This window comes from Modestobacter sp. NPDC049651 (assembly GCF_040659695.1).
Lineage (GTDB): Bacteria > Actinomycetota > Actinomycetes > Mycobacteriales > Geodermatophilaceae > Modestobacter.
The window spans coordinates 15,413-38,880 of the sequence record NZ_JBFAOG010000003.1 but is presented as its reverse complement, the minus strand read 5'-3'; the positions used below and the strand labels follow the sequence as shown (position 1 = coordinate 38,880).

General features: G+C 75.5%; 24 protein-coding genes. 9 read left to right on the top strand and 15 right to left on the bottom strand.

The genetic code is table 11. The features are described 5' to 3' along the window. Positions 1-43 precede the first annotated feature (43 nt). The 4 genes from AB0J00_RS05755 to AB0J00_RS05740 form a co-directional block, all read right to left on the bottom strand. Positions 44-889: an ABC transporter ATP-binding protein gene (locus AB0J00_RS05755; RefSeq protein WP_357741476.1), complete on the bottom strand. Its 846-nt coding sequence runs from the start codon at positions 887-889 to the stop codon at positions 44-46. Beyond that, positions 886-1,974 (bottom strand): iron chelate uptake ABC transporter family permease subunit, encoded by a 1,089-nt coding sequence (locus tag AB0J00_RS05750; protein ID WP_357741473.1) that lies wholly within the window; start codon positions 1,972-1,974, stop codon positions 886-888. Before AB0J00_RS05750 ends, AB0J00_RS05755 begins: the two co-directional genes overlap by 4 nt. Beyond that, positions 1,971-3,038, bottom strand: coding sequence for an iron ABC transporter permease (locus AB0J00_RS05745; RefSeq protein WP_357741470.1), 1,068 nt, complete (start codon positions 3,036-3,038; stop codon positions 1,971-1,973). Before AB0J00_RS05745 ends, AB0J00_RS05750 begins: the two co-directional genes overlap by 4 nt. 92 nt (positions 3,039-3,130) lie before the next feature. Next, a complete protein-coding gene (locus AB0J00_RS05740; RefSeq protein WP_357741467.1) occupies positions 3,131-3,721 on the bottom strand; it encodes a TetR/AcrR family transcriptional regulator in 591 nt (196 codons plus the stop codon). A 128-nt stretch (positions 3,722-3,849) separates the two neighbouring features. On the opposite strand from AB0J00_RS05740, the gene AB0J00_RS05735 reads away from it, so the two are divergent. The 3 genes from AB0J00_RS05735 to AB0J00_RS05725 all read left to right on the top strand — a co-directional run bounded on the left by AB0J00_RS05735 (position 3,850) and on the right by AB0J00_RS05725 (position 6,205). Beyond that, positions 3,850-5,052: an acyl-CoA dehydrogenase family protein gene (locus tag AB0J00_RS05735; RefSeq protein ID WP_357741464.1), complete on the top strand. Its 1,203-nt coding sequence runs from the start codon at positions 3,850-3,852 to the stop codon at positions 5,050-5,052. Positions 5,053-5,145: 93 nt separating this feature from the next. After that, positions 5,146-5,415: a DUF2277 domain-containing protein gene (locus AB0J00_RS05730; RefSeq protein WP_357741461.1), complete on the top strand. Its 270-nt coding sequence runs from the start codon at positions 5,146-5,148 to the stop codon at positions 5,413-5,415. Positions 5,416-5,458: 43 nt separating this feature from the next. Further along, the gene (locus AB0J00_RS05725) at positions 5,459-6,205 is read left to right on the top strand and encodes an SDR family NAD(P)-dependent oxidoreductase (RefSeq protein WP_357741458.1); all 747 of its coding nucleotides are present in this window, start codon (positions 5,459-5,461) and stop codon (positions 6,203-6,205) included. 61 nt (positions 6,206-6,266) lie between these two features. On the opposite strand, the gene AB0J00_RS05720 is transcribed toward AB0J00_RS05725, so the two are convergent. Continuing rightward, on the bottom strand, positions 6,267-7,187 hold the full coding sequence (locus AB0J00_RS05720) for an SDR family NAD(P)-dependent oxidoreductase (protein WP_357741455.1): 921 nt from the start codon (positions 7,185-7,187) through the stop codon (positions 6,267-6,269). 131 nt (positions 7,188-7,318) lie between these two features. On the opposite strand from AB0J00_RS05720, the gene AB0J00_RS05715 reads away from it, so the two are divergent. Continuing rightward, positions 7,319-10,693 carry a pyruvate carboxylase gene (locus tag AB0J00_RS05715; protein WP_357741452.1) on the top strand — a complete coding sequence of 1,125 codons (3,375 nt, stop codon included), beginning with the start codon at positions 7,319-7,321 and terminating at the stop codon, positions 10,691-10,693. Between the two features lie 66 nt (positions 10,694-10,759). Here AB0J00_RS05715 and AB0J00_RS05710 read toward each other — a convergent pair whose 3' ends face one another. Together AB0J00_RS05710 and AB0J00_RS05705 are read right to left on the bottom strand one after the other, a co-directional pair. Beyond that, a complete protein-coding gene (locus AB0J00_RS05710) occupies positions 10,760-11,203 on the bottom strand; it encodes a group II truncated hemoglobin (RefSeq protein ID WP_357741449.1) in 444 nt (147 codons plus the stop codon). A 63-nt stretch (positions 11,204-11,266) separates the two neighbouring features. Continuing rightward, the gene (locus AB0J00_RS05705; RefSeq protein ID WP_357741446.1) at positions 11,267-12,031 is read right to left on the bottom strand and encodes an SDR family NAD(P)-dependent oxidoreductase; all 765 of its coding nucleotides are present in this window, start codon (positions 12,029-12,031) and stop codon (positions 11,267-11,269) included. A 105-nt stretch (positions 12,032-12,136) separates the two neighbouring features. Here AB0J00_RS05705 and nhaA point away from each other — a divergent pair, with 105 nt between their 5' ends. Next, positions 12,137-14,788, top strand: a complete 2,652-nt coding sequence (gene nhaA, locus AB0J00_RS05700) for a Na+/H+ antiporter NhaA (RefSeq protein WP_357741444.1) — start codon at positions 12,137-12,139, stop codon at positions 14,786-14,788. 33 nt (positions 14,789-14,821) lie between these two features. Here the strand turns inward: nhaA and AB0J00_RS05695 are convergent, their stop codons facing one another. From AB0J00_RS05695 to AB0J00_RS05680, 4 genes are read right to left on the bottom strand one after another with little or no spacing between them, the layout of a single operon-like run. Continuing rightward, positions 14,822-15,775 (bottom strand): methyl-accepting chemotaxis protein, encoded by a 954-nt coding sequence (locus tag AB0J00_RS05695; RefSeq protein ID WP_357741441.1) that lies wholly within the window; start codon positions 15,773-15,775, stop codon positions 14,822-14,824. A 1-nt stretch (position 15,776) separates the two neighbouring features. Next, positions 15,777-16,331 (bottom strand): PAS domain-containing protein, encoded by a 555-nt coding sequence (locus AB0J00_RS05690; protein ID WP_357741438.1) that lies wholly within the window; start codon positions 16,329-16,331, stop codon positions 15,777-15,779. 52 nt (positions 16,332-16,383) lie between these two features. Continuing rightward, positions 16,384-17,622 carry a glutathionylspermidine synthase family protein gene (locus tag AB0J00_RS05685; RefSeq protein ID WP_357741435.1) on the bottom strand — a complete coding sequence of 413 codons (1,239 nt, stop codon included), beginning with the start codon at positions 17,620-17,622 and terminating at the stop codon, positions 16,384-16,386. After that, positions 17,619-18,032 carry a hypothetical protein gene (locus tag AB0J00_RS05680; RefSeq protein WP_357741432.1) on the bottom strand — a complete coding sequence of 138 codons (414 nt, stop codon included), beginning with the start codon at positions 18,030-18,032 and terminating at the stop codon, positions 17,619-17,621. Before AB0J00_RS05680 ends, AB0J00_RS05685 begins: the two co-directional genes overlap by 4 nt. 205 nt (positions 18,033-18,237) lie before the next feature. Between AB0J00_RS05680 and AB0J00_RS05675 the strand changes: the two genes are divergently transcribed. Together AB0J00_RS05675 and AB0J00_RS05670 are read left to right on the top strand one after the other, a co-directional pair. Next, positions 18,238-18,771 carry a hypothetical protein gene (locus tag AB0J00_RS05675; RefSeq protein ID WP_357741429.1) on the top strand — a complete coding sequence of 178 codons (534 nt, stop codon included), beginning with the start codon at positions 18,238-18,240 and terminating at the stop codon, positions 18,769-18,771. Positions 18,772-18,839: 68 nt separating this feature from the next. Further along, positions 18,840-19,241, top strand: a complete 402-nt coding sequence (locus AB0J00_RS05670; RefSeq protein WP_357741426.1) for a VOC family protein — start codon at positions 18,840-18,842, stop codon at positions 19,239-19,241. Positions 19,242-19,265: 24 nt separating this feature from the next. On the opposite strand, the gene AB0J00_RS05665 is transcribed toward AB0J00_RS05670, so the two are convergent. Beyond that, a complete protein-coding gene (locus AB0J00_RS05665; protein ID WP_357741423.1) occupies positions 19,266-19,724 on the bottom strand; it encodes a nuclear transport factor 2 family protein in 459 nt (152 codons plus the stop codon). Positions 19,725-19,756: 32 nt separating this feature from the next. Then, positions 19,757-20,251, bottom strand: a complete 495-nt coding sequence (locus AB0J00_RS05660) for a glutathione peroxidase (protein ID WP_357741421.1) — start codon at positions 20,249-20,251, stop codon at positions 19,757-19,759. 98 nt (positions 20,252-20,349) lie between these two features. Between AB0J00_RS05660 and AB0J00_RS05655 the strand changes: the two genes are divergently transcribed. Both AB0J00_RS05655 and AB0J00_RS05650 read left to right on the top strand, forming a co-directional pair. Beyond that, positions 20,350-21,285 (top strand): NAD(P)H-binding protein, encoded by a 936-nt coding sequence (locus AB0J00_RS05655; RefSeq protein WP_357741419.1) that lies wholly within the window; start codon positions 20,350-20,352, stop codon positions 21,283-21,285. Continuing rightward, entirely contained in the window at positions 21,282-22,076 is a 795-nt protein-coding gene (locus AB0J00_RS05650) for a type II CAAX endopeptidase family protein (protein ID WP_357741417.1), read from the top strand. The genes AB0J00_RS05655 and AB0J00_RS05650 overlap by 4 nt, the downstream gene beginning before the upstream one ends. 7 nt (positions 22,077-22,083) lie before the next feature. On the opposite strand, the gene AB0J00_RS05645 is transcribed toward AB0J00_RS05650, so the two are convergent. Together AB0J00_RS05645 and AB0J00_RS05640 are read right to left on the bottom strand one after the other, a co-directional pair. Next, positions 22,084-22,659 (bottom strand): thiamine phosphate synthase, encoded by a 576-nt coding sequence (locus AB0J00_RS05645; RefSeq protein ID WP_357741415.1) that lies wholly within the window; start codon positions 22,657-22,659, stop codon positions 22,084-22,086. Next, entirely contained in the window at positions 22,656-23,468 is an 813-nt protein-coding gene (locus tag AB0J00_RS05640; protein WP_357741413.1) for a thiazole synthase, read from the bottom strand. Before AB0J00_RS05640 ends, AB0J00_RS05645 begins: the two co-directional genes overlap by 4 nt.

The window sequence follows — 23,468 nt, the reverse complement described above, 5'->3', positions numbered from 1 at the left end:
CGCTCGGGTGCCGCGCCTCTCGTCCCCGGAGTGCCCGGGTGCCTCAGCGCAGGCGGCGGACCGGCACGACCATCGGCGTCCCGGTGACGGGGTCGGGCACGACCCGGGCCTCGAGCTCGAACACCTCGGCCAGCAGCTGCTCGGTGAGCACCTCGGCCGGCGTCCCCGCGGCCACCAGCACGCCGTCCTTCATCGCCACCAGCCGCTCGGCGTAGCGGGCGGCCAGGTTGAGGTCGTGCAGCACCACCGCGACGGTGCGCCCCCGCTCGGCGTGCAGCCGGCCGACCAGCTCCAGCACGTCGACCTGGTGCGCCAGGTCGAGGTAGGTCGTCGGCTCGTCGAGCAGCAGCAGGTCGGTGCCCTGGGCCAGCGCCATCGAGATCCAGGCGCGCTGCCGCTGGCCGCCGGACAGCGCGTCGACCGGGACGTCGGCCAGCTCGGCCATGTCGGTCCAGCTGAGCGCCTCGGTGACGATCGCCTCGTCGTCCGAGGACCACTGCCGCAGCCAGCTCTGGTGCGGGTGCCGGCCGCGCGCCACCAGGTCGGCGACGGTCAGCCCCTCGGGCGCCAGCGGTGTCTGCGGCAGCAGGCCGAGCACCTTGGCGACCTCGCGGGTGGGCGTGGAGGTGATCGCCCGGCCGTCGAGCAGCACCGTGCCCCCGGTGGGGCGCAGCAGCCGGCCGAGGGCGCGCAGCAGCGTCGACTTGCCGCAGCCGTTGGGGCCGACGATCGCGGTGAAGCTGCCGTCGGTGAGGGCGAGGTCCAGCGAGTCGACGACGACGTGCTCGCCGTAGGCCAGGCGCACGCCCTCGGCGGCGAGCCGGACCGGCCGGGGCGCCGGGGTGGCGGGGCCGGTGGCCGGCGAGGCGTTGGTCACGAGATCGGTCACAGGGTCGATCGCCGCCTTCCGCGGACGAGGAGCCACAGCAGGTACGGGGCGCCGACCACCGCGGTGACGACGCCGACCGGGAAGCTGTCGGGGAGGACGGTGCGGGCCAGCAGGTCGCTGGCCACCAGCAGCAGCGCGCCGAGCAGGCCGGAGGCGAGCAGCGGGGGCCGGGAGCCGCCGGCGAGCCGGACGGCGATCTGCGGGACGACGAGCGCGACGAACTGGATCGGCCCGGCCGCCGCCACCGCCACCGCGGCCAGCGCGACCGCCACCACGACGGTGACGCCCTGGGCCAGCGGCACCCGCACGCCCAGCGCGGTCGCCGTCTCGTCGCCGAACTGCAGCACCCGCAGGGTGCGGCCGAGCGCGAGCGCGGCGGGCAGCAGCACGACCAGCGACAGCGCCAGCGGCACCGCCTGGTCCCAGTCCCGGCCGTTGAGCGACCCGGTGATCCACACGTTCGCGACCGCGGCCAGCTGGATGTCGCTGCGGGTGAGCAGGTAGCGGATGACCGCCTGGGCCATCGCCGACAGCGCGATCCCGACCAGCACCAGCCGGTAGCCGTCGATCCCCTGCCGCCAGGCCAGGCCGAAGACGAGCGCCGCCATCACCAGCCCGCCGGCCAGGGCCGCGCCGGGCAGCCCGATCGAGGCCAGCGGACCGGACAGCGACGAGCCGCCCAGCACCAGCACCGCGACCGCGCCGATCGAGGCGCCGCCGGTCACGCCCAGCACGTCGGGGCTGGCCAGCGGGTTGCGGGCGAAGGTCTGCACGAGCGCGCCGGAGACGCCCAGCGCGATGCCGACGAGCACCGCGACCACGATCCGCGGCGCGCGCAGCTCCAGCACGATGAACCGGTCGGTCTCCTCGCCCAGGCCCACCAGCGAGCGCAGCACGTCGACGGTGCTGATCGGGTAGTCGCCGCGCCCCAGGCTGACCGCCGACACGAGCACCAGCGCGACCGCGAGCACCACCGGCACCAGCAGGTCGCGCCGCCGGTAGGTGGCCGAGACCGGGCCGACGCGGAGCGTCTGCAGCGGCCGGGGACGACGGGCGGCCGTGCGGGTCGGCGCCGTGGCGGTCACAGCGCGGCCAGCTTCCGGCGGCGCACCAACGCGATGAAGAACGGTGCGCCGACCACCGCGAGCACGATGCCCACCTGCAGCTCGCCGGGGCGGGCCACCACCCGGCCCAGCACGTCGGCCAGCAGCAGGAACACGATGCCGAGCAGGCCCGACCAGGGGACCAGCCAGCGGTGGTCCGGGCCGGTGACCGCGCGGGCCACGTGCGGCACGACCAGCCCGACGAAGGCGATCGGCCCGCACGCCGCGGTCGCCGCGCCGGTGAGCAGGGTGATGGCCAGCAGGCCGACCGCGCGCGCCAGCCAGATGCGCTGGCCCAGCCCGCGGGCGACGTCCTCGCCCAGGCCGAGCAGGTTCAGCGCCGGCGCGTTGACCACGGCCAGCACCAGGCCGACGACGATGAACGGCGCCACCTGGACGACGACGTCCGAGCCGCGGCCGGCCAGCGCGCCCACGACCCAGAAGCGGAAGGCGTCCAGCGCGGTGGTCTCCCGGATGGTGATCGCCTGGACCAGCGCGAACAGCAGGAAGCTCAGGGCCGACCCGGCGAGCGCCAGGCTGACCGGGGTGGCGCCGCCGCGCCCGGAGGAGCCGACCAGGTACACCGCGACGCTGCCCAGCAGCGCCCCGGCGAGGGCGAACCAGACGTAGCCGGCCGCCGAGTTGAGGTGCAGCAGCCAGATGGAGAGGACGACGGCGAACGAGGCGCCGGCGGTGATGCCCAGCAGGCCGGGGTCGCCCAGCGGGTTGCGGGTGTGCCCCTGCATCAGCGCCCCGGCGACGCCGAGCGCCGCGCCGGCCAGCACGCCGAGCAGCGTGCGCGGCACCCGCAGCTGGCGGACGATCACCGTCTCGTCGCCGGGGGCGTGCGCGTTCCACAGCGCGTGCCAGACGGTGCCCAGCCCGATCGACCGGGTGCCGACGGCGATGCTCAGCGCGCAGACGGCCACGGTGAGCGCGAGCAGCAGGCACAGGCCCAGCAGCCGGCTCCCCGCGCCGGGGAGCAGCCCGCGGCGTGGGGGTGCCGCCGCGGCCGGGGCGGCCGGGGTGGCCGTGCGCTGGGCCACGGGCGGCTCCTGGTCGGCAGGCCGGGGCGCACCCGGCACGGGTTGGTGAGGCTCACCTTACCCACGGGCCGGTGGCGCCGACCGGCCGCGGGTCAGCGCGGGGTGACCCCGGCCACCACCAGGTCGGCGAGCTCGCGGTAGGCGGCGGCGTCGTCCAGGCCGGTGAGCGCGCCGATCTGGCCGGCGGCGATCGCGTTCATCACCTGGGCCACCGCGGCGCCGACGAACGAGGCGTCGACCGGGCGCAGCTCGTGCGCGGCCACCCCGGCGGCGACGAGCTCCTGCAGCCGCGCGGCCGCGGCGCGGGTGTTGCGCTCGTAGATCTCCCGGGCCGGCGGGAACGCGGCGACGTCGGCGAAGAACCGCGTCGACGCCGGCTGCAGCTGCTCGGCGACCGCGAGCAGGTAGGCGCCGATGCGCGCCCGGGAGTCGCCCGGCTGGGCGGCCCGGCCCTCGACCGTGGCGGTGGCCCGCTGGAAGAACCGCTTCACCGCGGCCACCACCAGCTGCTCCTTGCTCGCGGCGATGCCGTAGAGCGTGCTCTTCGAGCAGTGCAGCCGGCGGGCGAGGTCGTCGAGGGTCAGCGTGGCGAAGCCCTCGGCGAGCACCAGGGCGACCAGGTCGTCGAGCAGCTCGGCGCGGCGCAGCAGCACGCGGGCCGAGCGGGTCTCCAGCGACGTCATCGGGGTCCTCCTCCTGGCGGGGGGAGAGTAGCCACGCCGTCCTTGAGTACGCGGACCAGTACTGCGTACCCTTCAGGAGTACTGCTCGCCGGACAGCGCCGTCCGGCCCGATGCTCCGGAGGTGGCCCGTGGCCGTCCGTCGTCTGGTCCCCACCCAGGAGGCCGCCGACCTCCTCGACCTCACCCGAGAGCTCGCCCGCGAGGAGCTGGCGCCCCGCGCCGCCGCCGCGGAGGCCGCCGAGGAGTTCCCCCGCGAGGTGTTCCGGACGCTGGGCCGCACGGGCCTGCTCGGGCTGCCCTACGACGAGGCCCTCGGCGGCGGCGGGCAGCCCTACGAGGTCTACCTGCAGGTGCTCGAGGAGCTCGCCGCCGCGTGGGCCAGCGTGGCCGTCGGGGTGAGCGTGCACGGGCTGTCCTGCTTCGCGCTGGCCACCGCCGGCTCGCCCGAGCAGCAGGAGCGCTGGCTGCCCGACCTGCTCGGCGGCGAGCTGCTGGGCGCCTACTGCCTCTCCGAGCCGCACGCCGGCTCCGACCCCGCCGCCATGCGGACCCGCGCCGACGCCGTGCCCGACGGCTACCGGATCACCGGCGACAAGGCGTGGACGACGCACGGCGGGCAGGCCGACTCCTACACGGTGATGGCCCGCACCTCGGCCGACCGCACCGGCGGCATCTCGGCGTTCCTGGTGCCCGCCGGCGCCGACGGGCTGTCGGCCGACCCGGCCGAGCGGAAGATGGGCCTCACCGGCTCGACCACCGCCACGATGCGGTTCGACGGCGTGCCGGTGGCCGCCGACCGGCGGCTCGGCGCCGAGGGCGAGGGGCTGCGCCTGGCGCTGGCCGCGCTGGACGCCGGCAGGCTGGGCATCGCCGCCGTCGCCACCGGGCTCGCCCAGGGCGCGCTGGACGACGCGGTCGCCTACGCCAAGGAGCGGGAGACGTTCGGCGTCCCGATCATCGAGCACCAGGGGCTGGGGTTCCTGCTCGCCGACATGGCCGCCGCCGTCGAGACCTCCCGGGCGATGTACCTGTCCGCCGCACGGCTCCGCGACGCCGGGCTGCCCTACGCCCGGCAGGCGTCGATCGCCAAGCTGGTGGCCACCGACAACGCCATGAAGGTGACCACCGACGCCGTCCAGGTGCTCGGCGGCTACGGCTACACCCGCGACTTCCCCGTCGAGCGGTACATGCGCGAGGCGAAGGTCATGCAGATCTTCGAGGGCACCAACCAGATCCAGCGGGTGGTGATCAGCCGGGCGCTGGCCCGCGGCGACGGCGGCGGCACGGTGGTCGCCGGCACCCGGCCCGCGGACCTCGACCTCGCCCGCTGACCTCCCACGCCGTTGTGCGCTGATCGTCCCTTCCCGCCCCGGGAGGCAGCGATCCGTGCACAACGATCACGGTCGGCGTCCTACGGTGGCGGCATGTGCCGGAACATCCACGTCTTGCACAACCTCGAGCCCGCGACCACGGACGACGAGGTGCGTGCCGCCGCGCTGCAGTACGTGCGCAAGGTGAGCGGGTCGGCGAAGCCGTCGCAGGCCAACGCCGCGGCGTTCGAGCGGGCGGTCGAGGAGATCGCGCACGTCACCCGCCACCTGCTCGACGACCTGGTCACCGCCGCGCCGCCGCGGGACCGCGAGGTGCTGGCCGCCCAGGCCCGTGCCCGCGCCGCCACCCGCTACGCCCGCTGATCCGGCCCCCGGTTCCTCGCGGGAAACCGGGTAGTGGCCGGGCATGGCGGAGCAGTTGCAGGGGCGGGTCGCGCTGGTCACCGGCGGGTCGGGCGGCATCGGCGGCGCGCTGGGCCGCGCGCTGGCCCGGGCGGGTGCGGACGTCGCGCTGACGTGCACCGCCCACCGGGAGGACGCCGAAGCGGTGGCCGACGACGTCCGCGCGGCCGGCCGCCGGGCGCTGGTGCTGCCCGCCGACCTCGCCGACCCCGACGTCCCCGCGGAGGTCGTCCGCCGCACCCGCGACGAGCTGGGCCCGGTCGACGTCCTGGTCGCCAACGCGGGCGTCGGCCAGCAGCTGGACTGGACCGACGTGGAGCTCGACGTCTGGGACCGGACGATGGCGGTCAACCTGCGGGCGCCCTGGTCGATGACCCGCGAGGCGCTGCCGGCGATGGTCGAGCGCGGGTTCGGCCGGGTGCTGTTCGTCTCGTCGGTCGCGGCGCTCAACGGTGGCGTCGTCGGTCCGCACTACGCGGCGAGCAAGGCCGGCCTGCACGGGCTGATGCACCACCTCGCGCCGCGGGTCGCCGGGAGCGGGGTCACGGTGAACACCGTGGCGCCCGCGTTGATCGCCGGCACCCGCATCCTGCCGGTCGACCCGGACGACCCCGACGCGATGCCGCTCCCGGTGCCGGTCGGCCGGCTGGGCACCGTCGAGGAGGTCGCCGAGATCTCGCTGGCGGTGCTCACCAATGGCTACCTGACCAACAAGGTGATCACCCTCGACGGCGGCCTCGTCCCCGCCTGACCCCCACTTTCGGCGCCGAAAGCGGACCCACTTTCGGCGCCGAATGCGGGAGGGGTGGGGGTCAGATGCCGCGGTAGGGGCCGCGGGTCGACTCCTTCTCCGGCACCGGCTCGAACACGTTGCCGCTGGTCGGGGGCACGTTGTCCCGCGAGTAGCCGAACACCTTCAGCAGCGGCCCGACCAGCGCGTCGTACACCGGCGGGAACAGCCGGAACCCCGCGATGATCAGCGGGTTCGCGAAGCCGGACTGCTTGAGCCGGCGCGGGCGCTCGACCCGGGCGAGCACGTGCCGGGCCACCCGCTCCGGCGTGTAGACCGGCGGCGGCGGGTGGCCGGTGTTGCCCAGCACGGTGGCGGCCTGGTGGTAGATGGGCGTCGTCGTCCCGCCGGGGGCGACCGCCGACACGTGGACGCCGGGCAGGTCGCGCACCTCCTGCTGGAACGTGCGGATCAGGCCCAGCTGACCCCACTTGCCGGTGTTGTAGGCGCCCATCGTCGGCGTGGTGACCGAGGCCAGCAGCGAGCTGACGACGACGAGCGACCCGCGCTGCTGCGTCCGGAACTGCGGCAGCACGGCCCGGAACACGTGGAAGGTGCCCTTGATCGCGGTGTCGACCACCCGCTCGAACACGGCCGGGTCGAGGTCCTCGATCTTCCCGTAGGCCATCACCTGCGCGGAGTGGACGACGACGTCGAGCCGGCCGAACCTGCCGGTCGCGCGGTCGACGGCGGCCTGCACGTCCTCGGGCCGCAGCACGTCGCCGGGCACGCACTCGACCGCCCCCGCCCCGGCGTCGCGGCACTCCGCGGCGGCCTGGTCGAGGGTGGCCGGGCTGCGGGAGACCAGGACCAGCGAGGCACCGCGGCGGGCGAACGCGACGGCGCTCGCGCGGCCGATGCCGCTGGAGGCCCCGGTGACGAGGACGACCTCGCCGGAGCCCGGGGCGGAGGACGCGGGGGTGGCTGGCTGCTCAGCGCTCACGACGGCGGCACTACCCGCTCCGGTCGCGCACGACGCACCGTGTCCGGCCCGGGCGTGTCAGCGGACGTCTGGGACGACCCCCACCCCGGCCGCTACGGTGCGGCAACGCCCCTGGACGAGAGGACGCGCCCGTGTTCCACAAGGTCCTGGTCGCCAACCGCGGTGAGATCGCCGTCCGCGCGTTCCGCGCCGCCTACGAGCTGGGGGCCGGCACCGTCGCGGTGTTCCCGTACGAGGACCGCAACTCCGTGCACCGGCTCAAGGCCGACGAGAGCTACCAGATCGGCGAGCAGGGCCACCCGGTGCGCGCCTACCTCGACGTCGCGGAGATCGTCCGCGCCGCGCAGCGCGCCGGGGCGGACGCCGTCTACCCCGGCTACGGCTTCCTGTCGGAGAACCCGGAGCTGGCCGAGGCGTGCGCCCGCGCGGGCATCACCTTCGTCGGTCCGTCGGCGGAGGTGCTCGAGCTGACCGGCGACAAGTCCCGGGCGATCGCCGCGGCCCGCGAGGCGGGCCTGCCGACCCTGCAGGGCACCGACCCCAGCGACGACGTCGAGGCGCTGCTGGTGGCCGCGGGGCAGATCGACGGGCCGGTCTTCGTCAAGGCGGTCGCCGGTGGCGGGGGCCGCGGCATGCGCCGGGTCGACGACCGGGCGCAGCTGCGCGGGTCGATCGAGGCGGCGATGCGCGAGGCGGAGTCGGCGTTCGGCGACGCCACCGTCTTCCTGGAGCAGGCCGTCGTCGACCCGCGGCACATCGAGGTGCAGATCCTGGCCGACGGGGCCGGGAACGTGATCCACCTGTTCGAGCGGGACTGCTCGGTGCAGCGCCGGCACCAGAAGGTCATCGAGCTGGCGCCCGCGCCGAACCTGGACCCCGCGCTGCGCGAGCGGATCTGCGCGGACGCCGTCCGGTTCGCGCAGCACATCGGCTACAGCTGCGCCGGCACCGTGGAGTTCCTGGTCGACCGGCAGGGCCGGCACGTGTTCATCGAGATGAACCCGCGCATCCAGGTGGAGCACACGGTGACCGAGGAGGTCACCGACGTCGACCTGGTGCAGAGCCAGCTGCGGATCGCGGCCGGGGAGACCCTCGCGGACCTCGGCCTCGCCCAGGAGACCGTGCAGCTGCGGGGCGCGGCGCTGCAGTGCCGGATCACCACCGAGGACCCGGCGAACGGCTTCCGCCCGGACACCGGCCGGATCACCGCCTACCGCTCGCCGGGCGGCGCGGGCGTGCGGCTGGACGGCGCGGCGACCCTCGGCGCCGAGGTCGGCGCGCACTTCGACTCGATGCTGGTGAAGCTGACCTGCCGCGGGCGCACCTTCGACCTGGCCGTGGCCCGGGCCCGCCGCGCGGTCGCCGAGTTCCGCATCCGCGGGGTGAGCACCAACATCCCGTTCCTGCAGGCGGTGCTCGACGACCCCGACTTCCGCGCCGGCCGGGTGACCACCTCGTTCATCGAGGAGCGGCCCGGGCTGCTCACCGCGCGGCAGTCCGCCGACCGCGGCACCAAGATCCTCAGCTACCTGGCCGACGTCACCGTCAACCGGCCGCACGGGGAGCGCCCGCACCTGGTCGACCCGGTGGAGAAGCTCCCGGACGTCGACCTGCGGCTGGCCCCGCTCGACGGCTCGCGGGACCGGCTGCTCGAGTTCGGCCCGGAGCGGTTCGCCGCCGACCTGCGCGCGCAGCGGGCGCTCGCGGTCACCGACACCACCTTCCGCGACGCCCACCAGTCGCTGCTGGCCACCCGGGTGCGCACCAAGGACCTCGTCGCCGTCGCCGGCCACCAGGCCCGGCTGCTGCCCCAGCTGCTGTCGATCGAGGCCTGGGGCGGGGCCACCTACGACGTGGCGCTGCGCTTCCTGCACGAGGACCCCTGGGACCGGCTCGCCGCGCTCCGCGAGGCGGTGCCGAACGTCTGCCTGCAGATGCTGCTGCGCGGCCGCAACACCGTCGGCTACACGCCCTACCCCGAGCAGGTGACCACGGCGTTCGTCGCCGAGGCCGCGCGCACCGGCATCGACGTCTTCCGGGTGTTCGACGCGCTCAACGACGTCGGCCAGATGCGCCCGGCGATCGACGCGGTCCGCGAGACCGGGACGGCGGTCGCCGAGGTGGCGCTCTGCTACACCGGCGACCTCTCCGACCCGGCCGAGCAGCTGTACACGCTGGACTACTACCTGCGGCTGGCCGAGCAGATCGTGGCCGCCGGCGCGCACGTGCTGGCGATCAAGGACATGGCCGGCCTGCTGCGGGCGCCGGCCGCGGCCACCCTGGTGCGGGCGCTGCGGGAGCGGTTCGACCTGCCGCTGCACCTGCACACCCACGACACCCCCGGCGGGCAGCTCGCCACCCTGCTCGCGGCGTGGACGGCCGGGGTCGACGCGGTCGACGGCGCCAGCGCCTCGCTCGCCGGGACGACCTCCCAGCCGGCGCTGAGCAGCATCGTCGCCGCCACCGACCACACCGAGCGGGCCACCGGCCTGGACCTGCGCGCGGTCAACGACCTCGAGCCGTACTGGGAGGCGGTGCGCCGGGTCTACGCGCCGTTCGAGTCGGGGCTCCCGGCGCCGACCGGGCGGGTCTACACGCACGAGATCCCCGGCGGGCAGCTGTCCAACCTGCGCCAGCAGGCGATCGCGCTGGGCCTGGGGCAGCGGTTCGAGGAGGTGGAGGCGATGTACGCCGCCGCCGACCGGCTGCTCGGCCACCTGGTGAAGGTCACCCCGTCGTCCAAGGTGGTCGGCGACCTGGCGCTGCAGCTGGTCGGGGCGGGGGTGGACGTCGAGGAGTTCGCCGGCGACCCGGGCCGCTTCGACCTGCCCGACTCGGTGGTCGGGTTCCTGCGCGGGGAGCTCGGCGACCCGCCCGGCGGCTGGCCGGAGCCCTTCCGGTCCAAGGCCCTGGAGGGCCGCCGCCCGGCGGAGCCCCCGGCTGAGCTGTCGGCCGAGGACGCCGACGGCCTGGCCGGCCAGCCGCGGGCCACCCTCGACCGGCTGCTGTTCCCCGGCCCGACCCGGGAGTTCGAGCAGCACCGCGAGCAGTTCGGCGACGTGTCGGTGCTGCCCAGCAAGGAGTTCCTCTACGGGCTGCGCCGCGGGGTGGAGCACTCGGTCGACCTGGAGCCCGGCGTCCGGCTCCTGATCGGCATCGAGGCGGTGTCCGACGCCGACGAGCGCGGCATGCGCACCGTGATGTGCACGCTCAACGGCCAGCTGCGGCCGGTGAGCGTGCGGGACCGGTCCGTCTCGGTCGACGTGCAGACCACCGAGAAGGCCGACCGCACCGATCCCGGCCACGTGGCCGCCCCGTTCGCCGGGGTGGTCACCCTGCAGGTCGCCGAGGGTGACGCCGTCGAGGCCGGTCAGCAGGTGGCGACGATCGAGGCGATGAAGATGGAGGCCTCGATCACCGCGCCGCGCGCCGGCAGCGTCACCCGGCTGGCCATCGGCGCCGTCCAGCAGGTCGAGGGCGGCGACCTCCTCGTCGTCCTCGGCTGAGCCGCCCCTCCCGCTTTCCCGCGAGAACTCGGGCCGGTTTCTCGCGAGAAACCGGCGAGTGGGGGGTCAGCCGGGCCAGCGGGGGACCTCCTGGCAGGGGTGCAGGCCGGCGTCGTCGTCCGCGTGCGAGTTCTGGACGGCGACCTGCGTGCCGAACTCCAGGTAGCCGGTGAGCGCCTCCCGGCTGCGGGCGTCGGCCGGGAACCCGGTGGTGTCGGCGGCGGCCAGGAACAGGTCGACGAACCGCCGCCGCTGCTCCTCGCTGATCCGCCGGCCCCGGTGCGGGACGAGCAGCGCGGGGAAGCCGCCGAGCTCCTCGGTGTAGCGCCGCGGCCCGCCGAGCACCTCGGCCAGGAAGGCGGTCAGGTGGTCGACGTGGCCGTCGTGCCCGGCGCCGAACAGCGGGTGCAGCAGCGGGTCGGCGAGCACCGTCGGGTACCAGGCGGCGACCAGCCGGTGGATCGCCGGCTCGCCGCCGACGTGCTCGTACAGGGTGGTGGACGAGGTCATGGCGTCCTCCTCGGTGCGTCGTGATTACACGGTTGCACCGCCAGCCACCCAGGGGAAGGCGGGTCAGCGCGCCGTCCACCCGCCGTCGACGGTCAGGCAGTGCCCGGTGACCAGCGACGCGGCCGGCGAGGCGAGGAAGGCGACCGCGGTCGCCACCTCCTCGGGCCGGCCGATCCGGTGCAGCGCGGCGATCCTGTCGACGACGTCGGCGCGGAACGCCGGGTCCGACAGCGCCGGCTCGGTGCCCGGCGTCTCGATGAACGTCGGCGCGACCGCGTTCACCCGGATGCCGAGCTCGCCCCACTCGACGGCCAGGCACCGGGTCAGGTGCAGGACGGCGGCCTTCGCGGTGCAGTAGGAGACCTCGCCGGGCAGCGCGACCAGCCCGGCCTGCGAGGCGACGTTGACGATCGACCCGCCGCCGGTGGCGGTCATGTGCCGGGCGGCGTGCTGGGCGAGGAAGAACGTCGAGCGGGTGTTCAGCGCCCAGACGGCGTCGAAGTCCTCCTCGGTGACGTCCAGCGCCGCGCCCATGATGCCGCCGCCGGCGTTGTTGACCAGCACGTCGAGCCGGCCGAGTTCCGCGACGGCGGTGTCGATCGCCGCCCGGCTCGCGGCCAGGTCGGTGACGTCCATGGCCAGCGGCACCGCCCGGCGGCCGAGCGCGGTCACCTCCGCGACCAGCCCGCCGTCCCGGGCGGGGTCGCGCAGCCCGAGCGCCAGGTCGGCGCCCGCGGCCGCCAGCTCCAGCGCGACCGCGCGGCCGATCCCGCGCGCCGCGCCGGTCACCAGCGCCACCTGCCCGTCGAGTGCACCTGCGTCGGCCATCCGGTCCTCCGGTTCATCCTGTGGTCATCTGACGGAATCGTGTTGTGCTGCGGAGACGCTAGAAAGGGTCATGCACGTCTGCGTCCCCGACTCCCTGAGCTGCCCGTGAGCGCCCCGGCACGAAGTGTCACCCGCTCGTCCGCGGGCCACCTGCTCGCCCAGCTGTCCGCCCCCGCCCGCCGGCTGCTGCGCACCGAGGCGGCCAGCGCCGGCCTGCTGGTGCTGGCGACCGTCGCCGCCCTGGTCTGGGCCAACTCCCCCTGGGGCGACGTCTACGACCGGGTGTGGCACACCGAGCTGGCGGTCGGGATCAGCGACCACGTGGTGGAGATGAGCCTCCAGCACTGGGTCAACGACGGCCTGATGGTGTTCTTCTTCTTCCTCATCGGCATGGAGGTGCGCCGGGAGCTGTCGATCGGCGAGCTCACCCAGCGCAGCCGGCTGGCGGTCCCGACGATCGCCGCCCTCGCCGGGCTCGCGGTGCCCGCGCTGGTCTACTGGCTGATCAACCGCGGCGGTGCCGGGGAGCACGGCTGGGGCGTGCCGATCGCCACCGACACCGCCTTCCTGCTCGGGGCGCTGGCGCTGGTGGGCCCGCGCAGCTCCACCCAGCTGCGGGTGTTCCTGCTGTCGCTGTCGGTGGTCGACGACATCGGCGCGCTGCTGGTGATCGCGTTCTTCTACTCCGACGACCTGGACCTCGGCGCCCTGGCGCTGGCGGTGCTCTGCGCCATCGCCTTCTGGGGGCTGATGCGCATGCGGGTCTGGCGGGGGCCGTTCTACTTCGTCGTCGGCACCGTGATGTGGTTCGCCACCCTCGCCTCCGGCGTGCACCCCACGATCGCCGGCGTCGTCCTCGGCCTGCTGGTCAGCGCCTACGCGCCGCGCCGCGAGGAGGTCGAGTCGGCGGGGTCCCTGGCGCGGGCCTTCCGGCAGTCGCCGCAGGCGTCGCTGGCCCGGCAGGCCAAGCTGTCGGTGGAGCGCGCGATCTCGCCCAACGAGCGCATCGGCGAGCTGCTGGTGCCGTGGAGCGGCTACGTGGTCGTGCCGCTGTTCGCGCTGGCCAACGCCGGCGTGCACTTCAGCCGGGAGCTGGTCTCCGACGCGCTCACCTCGCCGGTCACCATCGGCGTGTTCGTCGCCCTGGTGGCCGGCAAGTTCCTGGGCATCGGGGCGGCGGCCACCGCCGCGGTGAAGCTGCGGCTGGGCACCCTGCCGCCGGGCGTCGCGCTGCGCGGGGTCTGGGGCGGCGCGGCGCTGGGCGGGCTGGGCTTCACCGTCTCGCTGTTCGTCGCCGACCTCGCCTTCGACGACCAGGAGCTGCGGCAGGAGGCGATGGTCGGCATCCTCGCCGCGGCCGTCGTGTCCGCGCTGCTGGGCCTGGTCTGGTTCCGGCTGGTCGGGCTGCGCCGGCCCACCGGCGCGCCGGTCGTGCACCGGCTGGACCCGCCGGTCGACCCGGCCCGGGACCACGTGCGCGGCCCGGTCGGCGCGCCGCTGGAGCTGGTCGAGTTCGGCGACGTCGAGTGCCCCTTCTGCGGCCGCGCGACGGGGGTGGTCGAGGACCTGCGCCGCCGGTTCGGCGACGACCTGCGCTACGTCTTCCGGCACCTGCCGCTGCCCGACGTCCACCCGCACGCCGAGCTGGCCGCGGAGGCCACCGAGGCGGCCGGGGCGCAGGGCGCGTTCTGGGCCATGCACGACCGGCTGTTCGCCCACCAGGACCAGCTCGAGGCCGACCAGCTGCTCGACCACGCCGCCGCGCTGGGCCTGGACCTCGGCCGGTTCGCCCGCGACCTCGGGGACGGCGCCTTCGCCGCCCGGGTGCGCGACGACGTGGCCGGTGCCGAGGCCAGCGGGGTGCGCGGCACCCCGACGTTCTTCGTCAACGGCATCCGGCACGACGGGCCGACCGCCACCGACGCGCTGGCCGCGGCGCTGCTGGCCACCGACCCGCGCGGTCCGGGCCGGCGACCGCTGCCGCCGCCCACCGACGGCGTCCCGGTGCCCCGGCGGCGGGTCATCTCCCCGGCGGCCGAGCTGCCCGGGCTCACCAAGGTGCCCGGCGGCCACTTCGAGGAGACGCCGGACGACGGGTCGACCCCGCGGCTGACCGACGAGCAGCTCGCCGCCTTCCTGCGGGTGGGCCGGCGGGTGCGCACCGAGCCCGGGCAGGTGCTGCTGCGGGCCGGGGCGGCCGAGTACGACTTCTTCGTCATCCTGGCCGGCACGGTCGCGATCGTGGAGGGGCCGCTGGACCGCGGGGCGGACGGCGGCAAGCGGGTGATCGCGGTGAACGGGCCGGGCCGCTTCCTCGGCGGGCTCAACCAGCTGGCCGGCCAGCGGCCGGTGCGCTCGCTGGTGGCCGCCGAGGCCGGCGAGGTGCTGGTGCTGAGCCTGGAGCAGCTGCGGGCGCTGCTGGCCCGCAACCGCGAGCTCAACGACCTGGTCACCCGCTCGTTCCTGCTCCGCCGGGCGATGCTGATCGGGCAGGCCAACGGGCTGCGGGCGATCGGCGACCGCCGCTGGCCGGGCAGCGCCGACCTCGAGGACCGGCTCGCCGAGGCCGAGGTCACCTACCAGTGGCTCGACCCGGCCGACGACCCCGCGGCCGCCCGGATGTGGGCCGAGGTGGGCACCGACGGCCGGCACCAGCCCGTCGTCCTGGCGCCGGACGGCCGGGTGATGGAGGAGCCCAGCGTCGAGGACCTGCGCCGCGCCGCGGGCTCGATGACCCGCGACCTCACGACGACCTGAGGACCGGTCCGGGGGGCCGCGCCCCCGGGGCGGTCAGCTGCGCATGTGGGCGAGGAAGCGGGTCATGTCCGACCGCAGCCGCTCCGCCAGCTGGCTCAGCCCCGGGGACGCCGAGCCCAGCGGGTCGTGCCCACCGGAGCCGTCGACCGCGGTGGTGATGCCGCCGACCAGGCCGGTCATGTCCGACACCGTCGTCCCGACGTTGCTCATCACGTCCGCCACGTCGTCGCAGGCCGCCCGCACCGACTCCACCTGCGCGGTGACCTGCTCGGTGGCCCGGGCGGTCTGGTCGGCGAGGTCCTTGACCTCGCTGGCCACCACGGCGAAGCCCTTGCCGGCCTCGCCGGCGCGGGCGGCCTCGATGGTGGCGTTCAGCGCCAGCAGCCGGGTCTGCGCCGCGACCGCGTCGATCATCGCGATGATCTCGCGGATCTGGGTCGAGGACTGGGTGAGCGAGGTGATCGAGCCCTGCGCCCGGCCCACCTCGGTGCTCGCGGCGCCGGCGGCCTGGGTGAGCCCGGCGGCCGAGGCGGACAGCTCGGTGGACGCCGTGGCGACCTGCTCGCTCATGCCCATCACCACCGACTCGAACTCGTCGGCGAGCTGCTGCCGGGCGCTCTGCGCGTCGGCGACGCGGGTGGCCGAGCTCTGCATGACCTCACCGGCCTGGTTGAGGATGCCCGCGCCGCGCCGGTACGCGCCGGGCAGCCCGCGGCGCAGCACCCGGCGGTGGAATCGGCCCTCGGCGGCCGAGGTGAGCGCCGCGCCGGCCTCGCGCACGAAGGTGTCGGAGACGTCGAGCAGCGCGTTGACGCTGTGCCGCAGCTCGACCAGCTCGGGCACCTCCGCCGACCCGGGGACGGCGGAGCTGCGCGCCTCCAGGTCGCCCGCGGCCGCCGCCCGGCACGCCCGGCTCAGCTCCTTGACGAACGCCCGGTAGACCTCGAGCTCCTCGGCCTCCGCCGTCCGGCCGGTCCGCCCGCGCACCTCAGCACCCTCCGTCGTCGATGAGCGACCAGACGAACTGGTCGTAGGTGAGGCCGCGCTCGGCGAGCACGGTGCCGAGCAGGTCGGCGCCGGCCTGCGCGGCGGCGGGCCCGTTCGGGTGCCGGCGCTCCTCGGCGAGCAGCCGGTCGTACACCGGCGTGATCGCGGCGACCGCGCCGGCGGACGGCGCTCGGCGGCTGGAGTGGTAGCCGACCACCTGCCCGCGTGCGTCGTAGCTGGGCGTGACGTTGGCCAGCACCCAGTAGTGCGCGCCGTCGCCGGCCAGGTTGTTGATGTAGGCGAACACCTCGGCGCCGGCGGTCAGCGTGTCCCAGAGCAGCTTGAACACGGCCCGGGGCATGTCGGGGTGCCGCAGCAGGTTGTGCGGCTGACCGAGGACCTCGTCCTCGGCGTAGTGCGAGATGCGCAGGAACGCCTCGTTGGCGTAGGTGATGACACCCCGCCGGTCGGTCTTCGAGACGATCAGGTCCTCCGGGTCGAGCGTCCGCTCCTGCCCCGTGGGCCGTACCGCTCCTGCTGTGCGCGTCCTCGACACCTGATCCCCTCCCCGGACCTCATCGGCAGGCGCGCGGGGCGGACGTACCGCGTCAGCGGGTCGCGTCGATGACGTGCGGGACGAAGAACGACAGGTCGTCGGTGATCAGGCCGTCGGACTCCCGGATGCCCATCCCCGCCGCCTCGCCGTCGACCACCCAGGTGCCGAGCACCGGGTGGTGCGGGCCGTCCGGGCCGGGGAAGTCCGGCAGCGGGCACAGCTGCTGCACGACCCACCCCTCGGCGCCGTACCGGCCGCCCTGCGCCGCGATCGGCTCGCCGTCCGGGCCGACCAGCTCCACGTTGTTGCCCTCGCGGCCGAAGATCGGCTTGCGGGCGAAGCCGGTCGACCGCAGCTCGCCGGCGGCCGGGTCGTCGCCGAAGTAGGCCGGCAGCAGGTGCCGGCCGATCACCGGGTCGTCGCGGTAGCGCTGCCACAGCACCGGCAGCAGGCCCTTGTTCGACCACAGCATCTTCCAGATCGGCTCGATCCAGGTGGTGCCGTCGGGCCGGCGGAAGTCCGCGAGCACGGAGGCCCCGTACTCGTCGGCGAGCAGCCACTCCCAGGGGTAGAGCTTGAAGACGACGTCGATCCGGTTGCCCTTGGGGTCGTAGAACCGGGCGTCGCCGGTGTCCAGCCCGATCTCCTCGGTGGTGATCACGACCGCCTCGTAGCCGGCCCGCTGCACGGTGTCGGCGAGGTAGGCGACGGTCATCCAGTCCTCGCCGCTGCGGTCGCCCTCGGTCCAGGCCAGGTGCACCCGCGGACGCCGACCGGTGTGCCCCTGCCAGCGGCCGAGGTTCCGCCGCCAGGCGTCGACGAGCCGGTCGTCGAGCTGGTTCCACTGGTCGCCGCCCTGCCGGGTCTCCAGGAACCACGACCACTGGACGACGGCGGCCTCCACCAGCGAGGTGGGCGTGTCGGCGTTGAACTCCAGCAGCTTCGGGTCGCCGCGGCCGTCCCACCACAGGTCGAACCGGCCGTAGACGCTGGGCGGCTCGCTCTGCCAGGTGGCCCGGACCAGGTCGCGGGCGGCCGGCGGGATGCGCATCCGGTCCAGCAGCCGCTCGTCGGCCAGCGCCACCTCGCCGGCCTCGACGCAGGCGGCGAACAGCAGGTCGGTGGTGTCGGCCAGCCGGTCGACCTCCGCGGCGGTGAAGTCGTAAAAGACGTCCTCGCGCCAGTACGAGCGCACCCGCCCACCCGGGACCGTCGTCTTGTTGTAGACCAGGCCCTGGCTCTCGATCTCGGCCTCCCAGCCGACCCGGGCCGTGCCGTACAGCCGCCTCACGAGCCGCCGCCGCCCCCGCCGGAGCCGATGCCGCCGGTGACCCGCTGGCCGGAGGTGACCCGCCCGGTGGTGGGCAGGCCGGCGTTGCGGCGGGCGGTCGTGTCGCCGACGCCGATCCGCTGCGCGCCCTGGGTGTAGCGCTGCGGGATGACCTGACCCGGGGCGTACCGGTTGCCGCCGAAGCTGCTGAGCAGGAAGAAGAACGGCAGCCCGCCGACGAAGCCACCGCTGCGCTCGGCGCGCTCGCACTCGTCCTCGTCGACCACCCGGTCCTGCTGGTCGACGCAGTAGACGCGCTGCGCGTCCTCGCGGTCGTCGCTGCCGCAGGCGGCCAGGAAGCCCATGGCCGCACCGGTCAGGCTGACCGTGCCCAGCGCGGCCTTCACCCGGTTGCTCCTCGACGTGGTCACCGTCTGCGCTCTCCGTCCGCCGCGGCCCGCCGACGCGGCGGACCTCGCCCATCGTGTCGGAGTGTCGCAGGGGTCGCGCGCCCGGCCCTCCCGGGATCCACAGCGACGGCCCAGGTCGGTGCGGTGGCGGCCACAGCCGGCGAGCCGACGCTGCACGGTGGCCCCGCCCGCGGAGGCGGCCCCCGACCACCCGAGGAGCACGTCGATGAGCGAGACCACCCCGCCGGCCGGGCAGCCGCAGCAGCCGCAGCAGCCGTGGGTGCCGCCCACCCCGCCGCCCGCCCACCAGCCCGCCCAGCCGCCGGTCCCCCCGGCCGCCGCCGCGACCCCGCAGGGCCGGCGCCCGCTCGTGCTCGGCCTGGCCGGGGCCGGGATCCTGGCGGTCGGCGTCGTCGTCGGCGTGGTGGTCGGCCAGGCCACCGCCGGCAGCGCGGCCGCCGACCCGGGCAGCAGCGTCCAGCAGGGCAGCGCCCCGGGCGGCAGCGGCGGGTACGGCGGCGTCGTCCCCGGCGACGGCTCGACCGGTGAGGGCTCGACCGGTGAGGGCGTGCCCGGCGACAGCGACGGCGACGGCGACGGCGGCGGGCCGGGCGGCTTCGGCGGGCACGGCCGGTTCGGCACGCCCCGCGGCGGCAGCACGGACGGCGGGAGCATGGACGGCAGCACCCCCGACGGCAGCACCCCCGACGGCAGCAGCCCCGACAGGACGGGCGGCCCGGGCGACGACCAGACCACCTGAGCGATGAGTTCGGGCGCCCGGCGCCGTCTCCTCTGCGACACCACGCCCCCGACGCCGAGGAGCCTCCCGTGCGCTACATCTTCGTCAACCTGCCGGTGACCGACCTGGCCCGGGCCCGCGCGTTCTACGGCGGCCTCGGCTTCACCTTCGACGAGCGGTTCTCCGACGAGCGCACCGCGTCGGCCGTGATCGAGGAGAACATCGTGGCGATGCTGCTCACCCGGGACCGCTTCGCCGACTTCGTCCCCGGCGCGGTCGGCGACCCGGCGCAGGCGACGTCCGCGATCCACGCCCTGTCGGCGGCCAGCCGGGAGGAGGCCGACGAGCTGCTGGCCCGGGCGCTGGCCAACGGTGGCAAGCCCTGGCAGCCGGCCCAGGACCTCGGCTTCATGTACGGCACCAGCTTCACCGACCCGGACGGCAACGTCTGGGAGGCGGTCTGGATGGACCCGGCCGCCCTGGCCGGGTGAGCCCGGCTCGGCCCAGCGGATGCCTCAGCGCAGCGGGATCTCCGTGCCGCGCTCGTCGTCGCCGCGCGGGCCGTGCCAGCGGCGCCCGGACTCCTCGATCCGGACGTCGTTGATGCTGGCCTCGCGGCGGCGCATCAGCCCGTGCTCGTCGAACTCCCAGTTCTCGTTGCCGTGGCTGCGCCACCACTGACCGTCGGCGTCGTGCCACTCGTACTGGAAGCGGACCGCGATCCGGTCGTCGGTGAACGCCCACAGCGACTTGCGCAGCACGTAGTCCTGCTCGCGCTGCCACTTCGCGGTCAGGAACTCGACGATCGCGGCGCGGCCGGTGAGGAAGGTGTCGCGGTTCCGCCACTGCGAGTCCTCGGTGTAGGCCAGCGCCACGCGCTCGGGGTCGCGGGAGTTCCACGCGTCCTCGGCGGCCTGCACCTTCTGCAGGGCGGTCTCGCGGGTGAACGGCGGCAACGGCGGGCGGTCGGCCACGAGGAGGCTCCTCGGTCTGTCGGGGCGGGAGGTCAGCGGGGCAGCACGGACTCGATCGTGGTCCGCACCTCCGCGGCGTCGGGCAGCGTGCGGGGGCGGAACCGGCCGACGACCTCGCCGTCCGGGGCGAGCACGAACTTCTCGAAGTTCCACTGCACGTCACCGGCCGCGCCGTCGGCGTCGGGCACCTCGGTGAGCCGGCGGTAGAGCGGGTCGGCGCCCTCGCCGTTGACCTCGACCTTGGCGGTCATCGGGAAGGTGACGCCGTAGGTGGCCGAGCAGAACGTGGCGATCTCCTCGGCGGTGCCCGGCTCCTGCCCGGCGAACTGGTTGCACGGCACGCCGACGACGGTGAACCCGCGGCCGGCGTACTCCTCGTGCAACGCCTCGAGCTGGGCGTACTGCGGTGTCAGCCCGCACCGGCTGGCCACGTTCACCACCAGCGCGGCGTTGCCCGCGGTCAGCGCGCCGAGCGTCGTCCGCTCGCCGGCGAGGGTGGTCACGGGCAGCTCCAGCAGGTCGCTCATGCGGCGGGCAACCGCGCACCCGGCTGTCCTGTTCCCCCGACCCGCCCACCCGCGCCCGCCGGGTCGCGGGATCGCCGCGGACCCGACAGGCTGGCCGGGTGCGCGTCCTGGTCACCGGAGCATCCGGGTTCGTCGGCAGCCGGCTCACCCCGGCCCTCGAGGAGGCCGGCCACGAGGTGCGGGCGATGACCCGCCGGCCGGAGAGCTACTCAGGCGCCGGCACCCCGGTCGCCGGGGACGTCGGCGACGAGGCGTCGCTGCGGCAGGCGCTGGAGGGCTGCGACGCCGCCTACTACCTGGTCCACTCGCTGGACTCCGCGGACTTCCAGGAGAAGGACGCCGCCGCCGCGCGGGCCTTCGGGCGCGCCGCGGCCGACGCCGGTGTCCGGCAGGTCGTCTACCTGGGCGGCCTGGGCGACGACGCCGACGACCTGTCGCCGCACCTGCGGAGCAGGCGCCAGGTCGAGCGGTTGCTCGCCGAGGGCGGCGTGCCGGTGACGGTGCTGCGCGCCGGCATCGTCGTCGGCCACGGCGGTGTCTCGTGGGAGATGACGCGCCAGCTCGTCGCCCACCTGCCGGCGATGATCACCCCTCGCTGGGTGCACACCCGCACCCAGCCGATCGCCGTCGGCGACGTCGTCCGGTACCTGGTCGGGGTGCTGGGCGACCCGGCCGCGGAGGGCCGGACGTTCGAGGTGGGCGGCCCCGAGGTGCTCGAGTACCTGGAGATGCTGACCCGGGTCGCGGAGATCCAGGGCCGGCGGCTGCTGATCATCCCGGTGCCGCTGCTGACGCCGCAGCTGTCCTCCCGCTGGCTGGCGCTGGTCACCTCGGTCGACCTGCAGACCGGCCGCTCGCTCATCGACTCGATGACCAACGAGGTGGTGGTCCGCGACGACTCGATCCGGGAGGTCGTGCCGTTCGAGCCGATGACCTACGACGACGCGGTGCTCACCGCGCTGGGGGAACGGGCGAAGGCCCGCCGGGCCGCACGGCACGGCCGGACGGCCTCGGGCTTCGGGCGGGTCCGGTGACCCGTGCCCGCCGGCGGATCGGCCAGTCGGTCATCTCCGACGACAACCTGACCCGGCTGCTGGCCAGGGCGCCGTCCTGGCTGGTCGACAAGGTGCCGCGCGACCACCACGAGTCCGACGCGGCCTTCCGCCGCCGGCGGCGGGTGACCGCCGGCGTGTCGGTGGCCGGGGCGGGGCTGCTGGGGGTGTCGCTGTCGCAGAAGCCGGACACCCCGGCGTTCTACGCGCTGACCCTCGGGGTGGCCGGCACCTGGGTGGCCGGCGGGCTGGCGTCCGGGCCGCTGCACCTCGGGTGGATCCAGACGCCCCGGGCCACGCTGCGCCGACCGCTGCTCACCCCGGTCGTCGGCGGGGCCGCCGCGTTCGGGCTGTTCTACGTCGGCGCGCTGGTGGCCAAGCGCATCCCGCCGCTGGAGGCCGCGGTCACCCGGGTGCTGCGCTACGCCCAGCAGGGCAACCCGGCGCTGGTCACCACCACCACGCTGGCCAACGGCCTGGCCGAGGAGGTGTTCTTCCGCGGGGCGCTGTACGCCGCGGTCGGTACCGAGAACCCGGTGCTGAAGTCCTCCGCGGTCTACACGCTGGCCACGGTTGCCACCCGCAACCCGGCACTGGTGCTGGCGTCGGTGCCGATGGGCCTGCTGTTCGCCTTCCAGCGGCGGGTCACCGGCGGCATCCAGGCCCCGGCGCTCACCCACCTCACCTGGTCGGTGCTGATGCTGCGGTTCCTGCCGCCGCTGTTCCGCGACAAGCCCTCGATCGACGACCCGCGGGCCCCCCAGCACGGCTGACCGCGGGTCAGGCCAGCGCCGCCAGGTAGGCGGCGGTCAGCGCGGGGTCGCGCATCAGCGGGCCCATGACGGCGACCCCGTGCGCGCCGGCGGCGAGGCAGCCGGCCACGTCGTCCGGCTGCACGCCGCCCAGCGCGTAGGCCGGTGGGCCGCCGGCCAGCAGCGCGGCCAGCCCGCCGGTGCCCAGCGCCGGCCCGTACCCGGGTTTCGACGCGGTCGGGAACACCGGCGACACCATCACCCAGTCGCAGCCCTCGGCCCGGGCCCGCGCCACCTCGCCCGCCGAGTGGCAGGACCGGCCCAGCAGCGGGGGACGGGGCGTGGGGACGGCGTCCCGCGCGGCCAGGTGCACGGCGTCGTCCGGGGCGAACCCGGCCGCGCCGCCGACCACCAGCAACCCGCCCACCGGGGCGAGCAGCGCGCGCAGGTCGGCGGCGATCGCCCGGCGCTCGGCGTCGGGCAGGTCCTTCTCCCGCAGGACGACGGCCCGCGCGCCGGCGGCGACCGCGGCCGCGACCGTGTCGGTCAGCCCGCGCGGTGCCTGGGTGCGGTCGGTGAGCACCAGCAGCCGGGGTGGGCTCACAGCTCGGGCAGCCCCTGCATCTGCGTCGACGCGCGGGCCGAGAAGCGACGGGGGATCCGCCCGGCCCGCGCCGCCAGCCGGCCGCCCTCCACCGCGTGCCGCATCGCGGCGGCCATCGTCTCCGGCTCGCGGGCGCGGGTGACGGCGGTCGCCAGCAGCACGCCGTCGCAGCCGAGCTCCATGGCCAGGGCGGCGTCCGAGGCGGTGCCGATGCCGGCGTCCAGGATGACCGGCACGTCGACGAGCTCCCGGATGAGCGCGATCGCGTGCGGGTTGCGGATGCCCAGCCCGCTGCCGATCGGGGCGCCCAGCGGCATCACCGCGGCGCAGCCGAGGTCGGCCAGCCGGCGGGCGACGACGGGGTCGTCGCCGGTGTAGGGCAGCACGGTGAACCCGTCGTCGACCAGCTGCTCGGCGGCGTCCAGCAGCTCCACCGGGTCCGGCAGCAGGGTGTCCTCGTCCCCGATGACCTCCAGCTTCACCCAGTCGGTGCCGAACGCCTCGCGGGCCAGCCGGGCGGTGAGCACGGCCTCCCGGGCGGTGGCGCAGCCGGCGGTGTTGGGCAGCAGCTGCACCCCGCACCGGTCGAGCACCGCGAGCATCGCGCCGTCGCTCGCCGCCTCGACCCGGCGGAGCGCGACGGTGACCAGCTCGGTGCCCGACGCGCGCACGGCCCGCTCCAGCGCCTCGAGGCTGGGTGCGCCGCCGGTGCCCAGCAGCAGCCGGGAGGTGAAGGTGCGCCCGCCCAGGACGAAGGGGTCCGTCACGGCGGTCCCGGTCGGGACGGGGTCGGTCTCGGTCACGGTCAT

What these genes read in the sequence shown, in the direction of transcription:
- AB0J00_RS05740 (WP_357741467.1), bottom strand. Translation starts at nt 3,721, where the DNA reads ATGACGTCGCTGGAGACCCGCTCGGCCCGCGTGCTGCTGCGCCGCGCC.
- AB0J00_RS05730 (WP_357741461.1), top strand. Translation starts at nt 5,146, where the DNA reads ATGTGCCGGAACATCCACGTCTTGCACAACCTCGAGCCCGCGACCACG.
- AB0J00_RS05725 (WP_357741458.1), top strand. Translation starts at nt 5,459, where the DNA reads ATGGCGGAGCAGTTGCAGGGGCGGGTCGCGCTGGTCACCGGCGGGTCG.
- AB0J00_RS05710 (WP_357741449.1), bottom strand. Translation starts at nt 11,203, where the DNA reads ATGACCTCGTCCACCACCCTGTACGAGCACGTCGGCGGCGAGCCGGCG.
- AB0J00_RS05705 (WP_357741446.1), bottom strand. Translation starts at nt 12,031, where the DNA reads ATGGCCGACGCAGGTGCACTCGACGGGCAGGTGGCGCTGGTGACCGGC.
- AB0J00_RS05675 (WP_357741429.1), top strand. Translation starts at nt 18,238, where the DNA reads ATGAGCGAGACCACCCCGCCGGCCGGGCAGCCGCAGCAGCCGCAGCAG.
- AB0J00_RS05660 (WP_357741421.1), bottom strand. Translation starts at nt 20,251, where the DNA reads ATGAGCGACCTGCTGGAGCTGCCCGTGACCACCCTCGCCGGCGAGCGG.
- AB0J00_RS05640 (WP_357741413.1), bottom strand. Translation starts at nt 23,468, where the DNA reads ATGACCGTGACCGAGACCGACCCCGTCCCGACCGGGACCGCCGTGACG.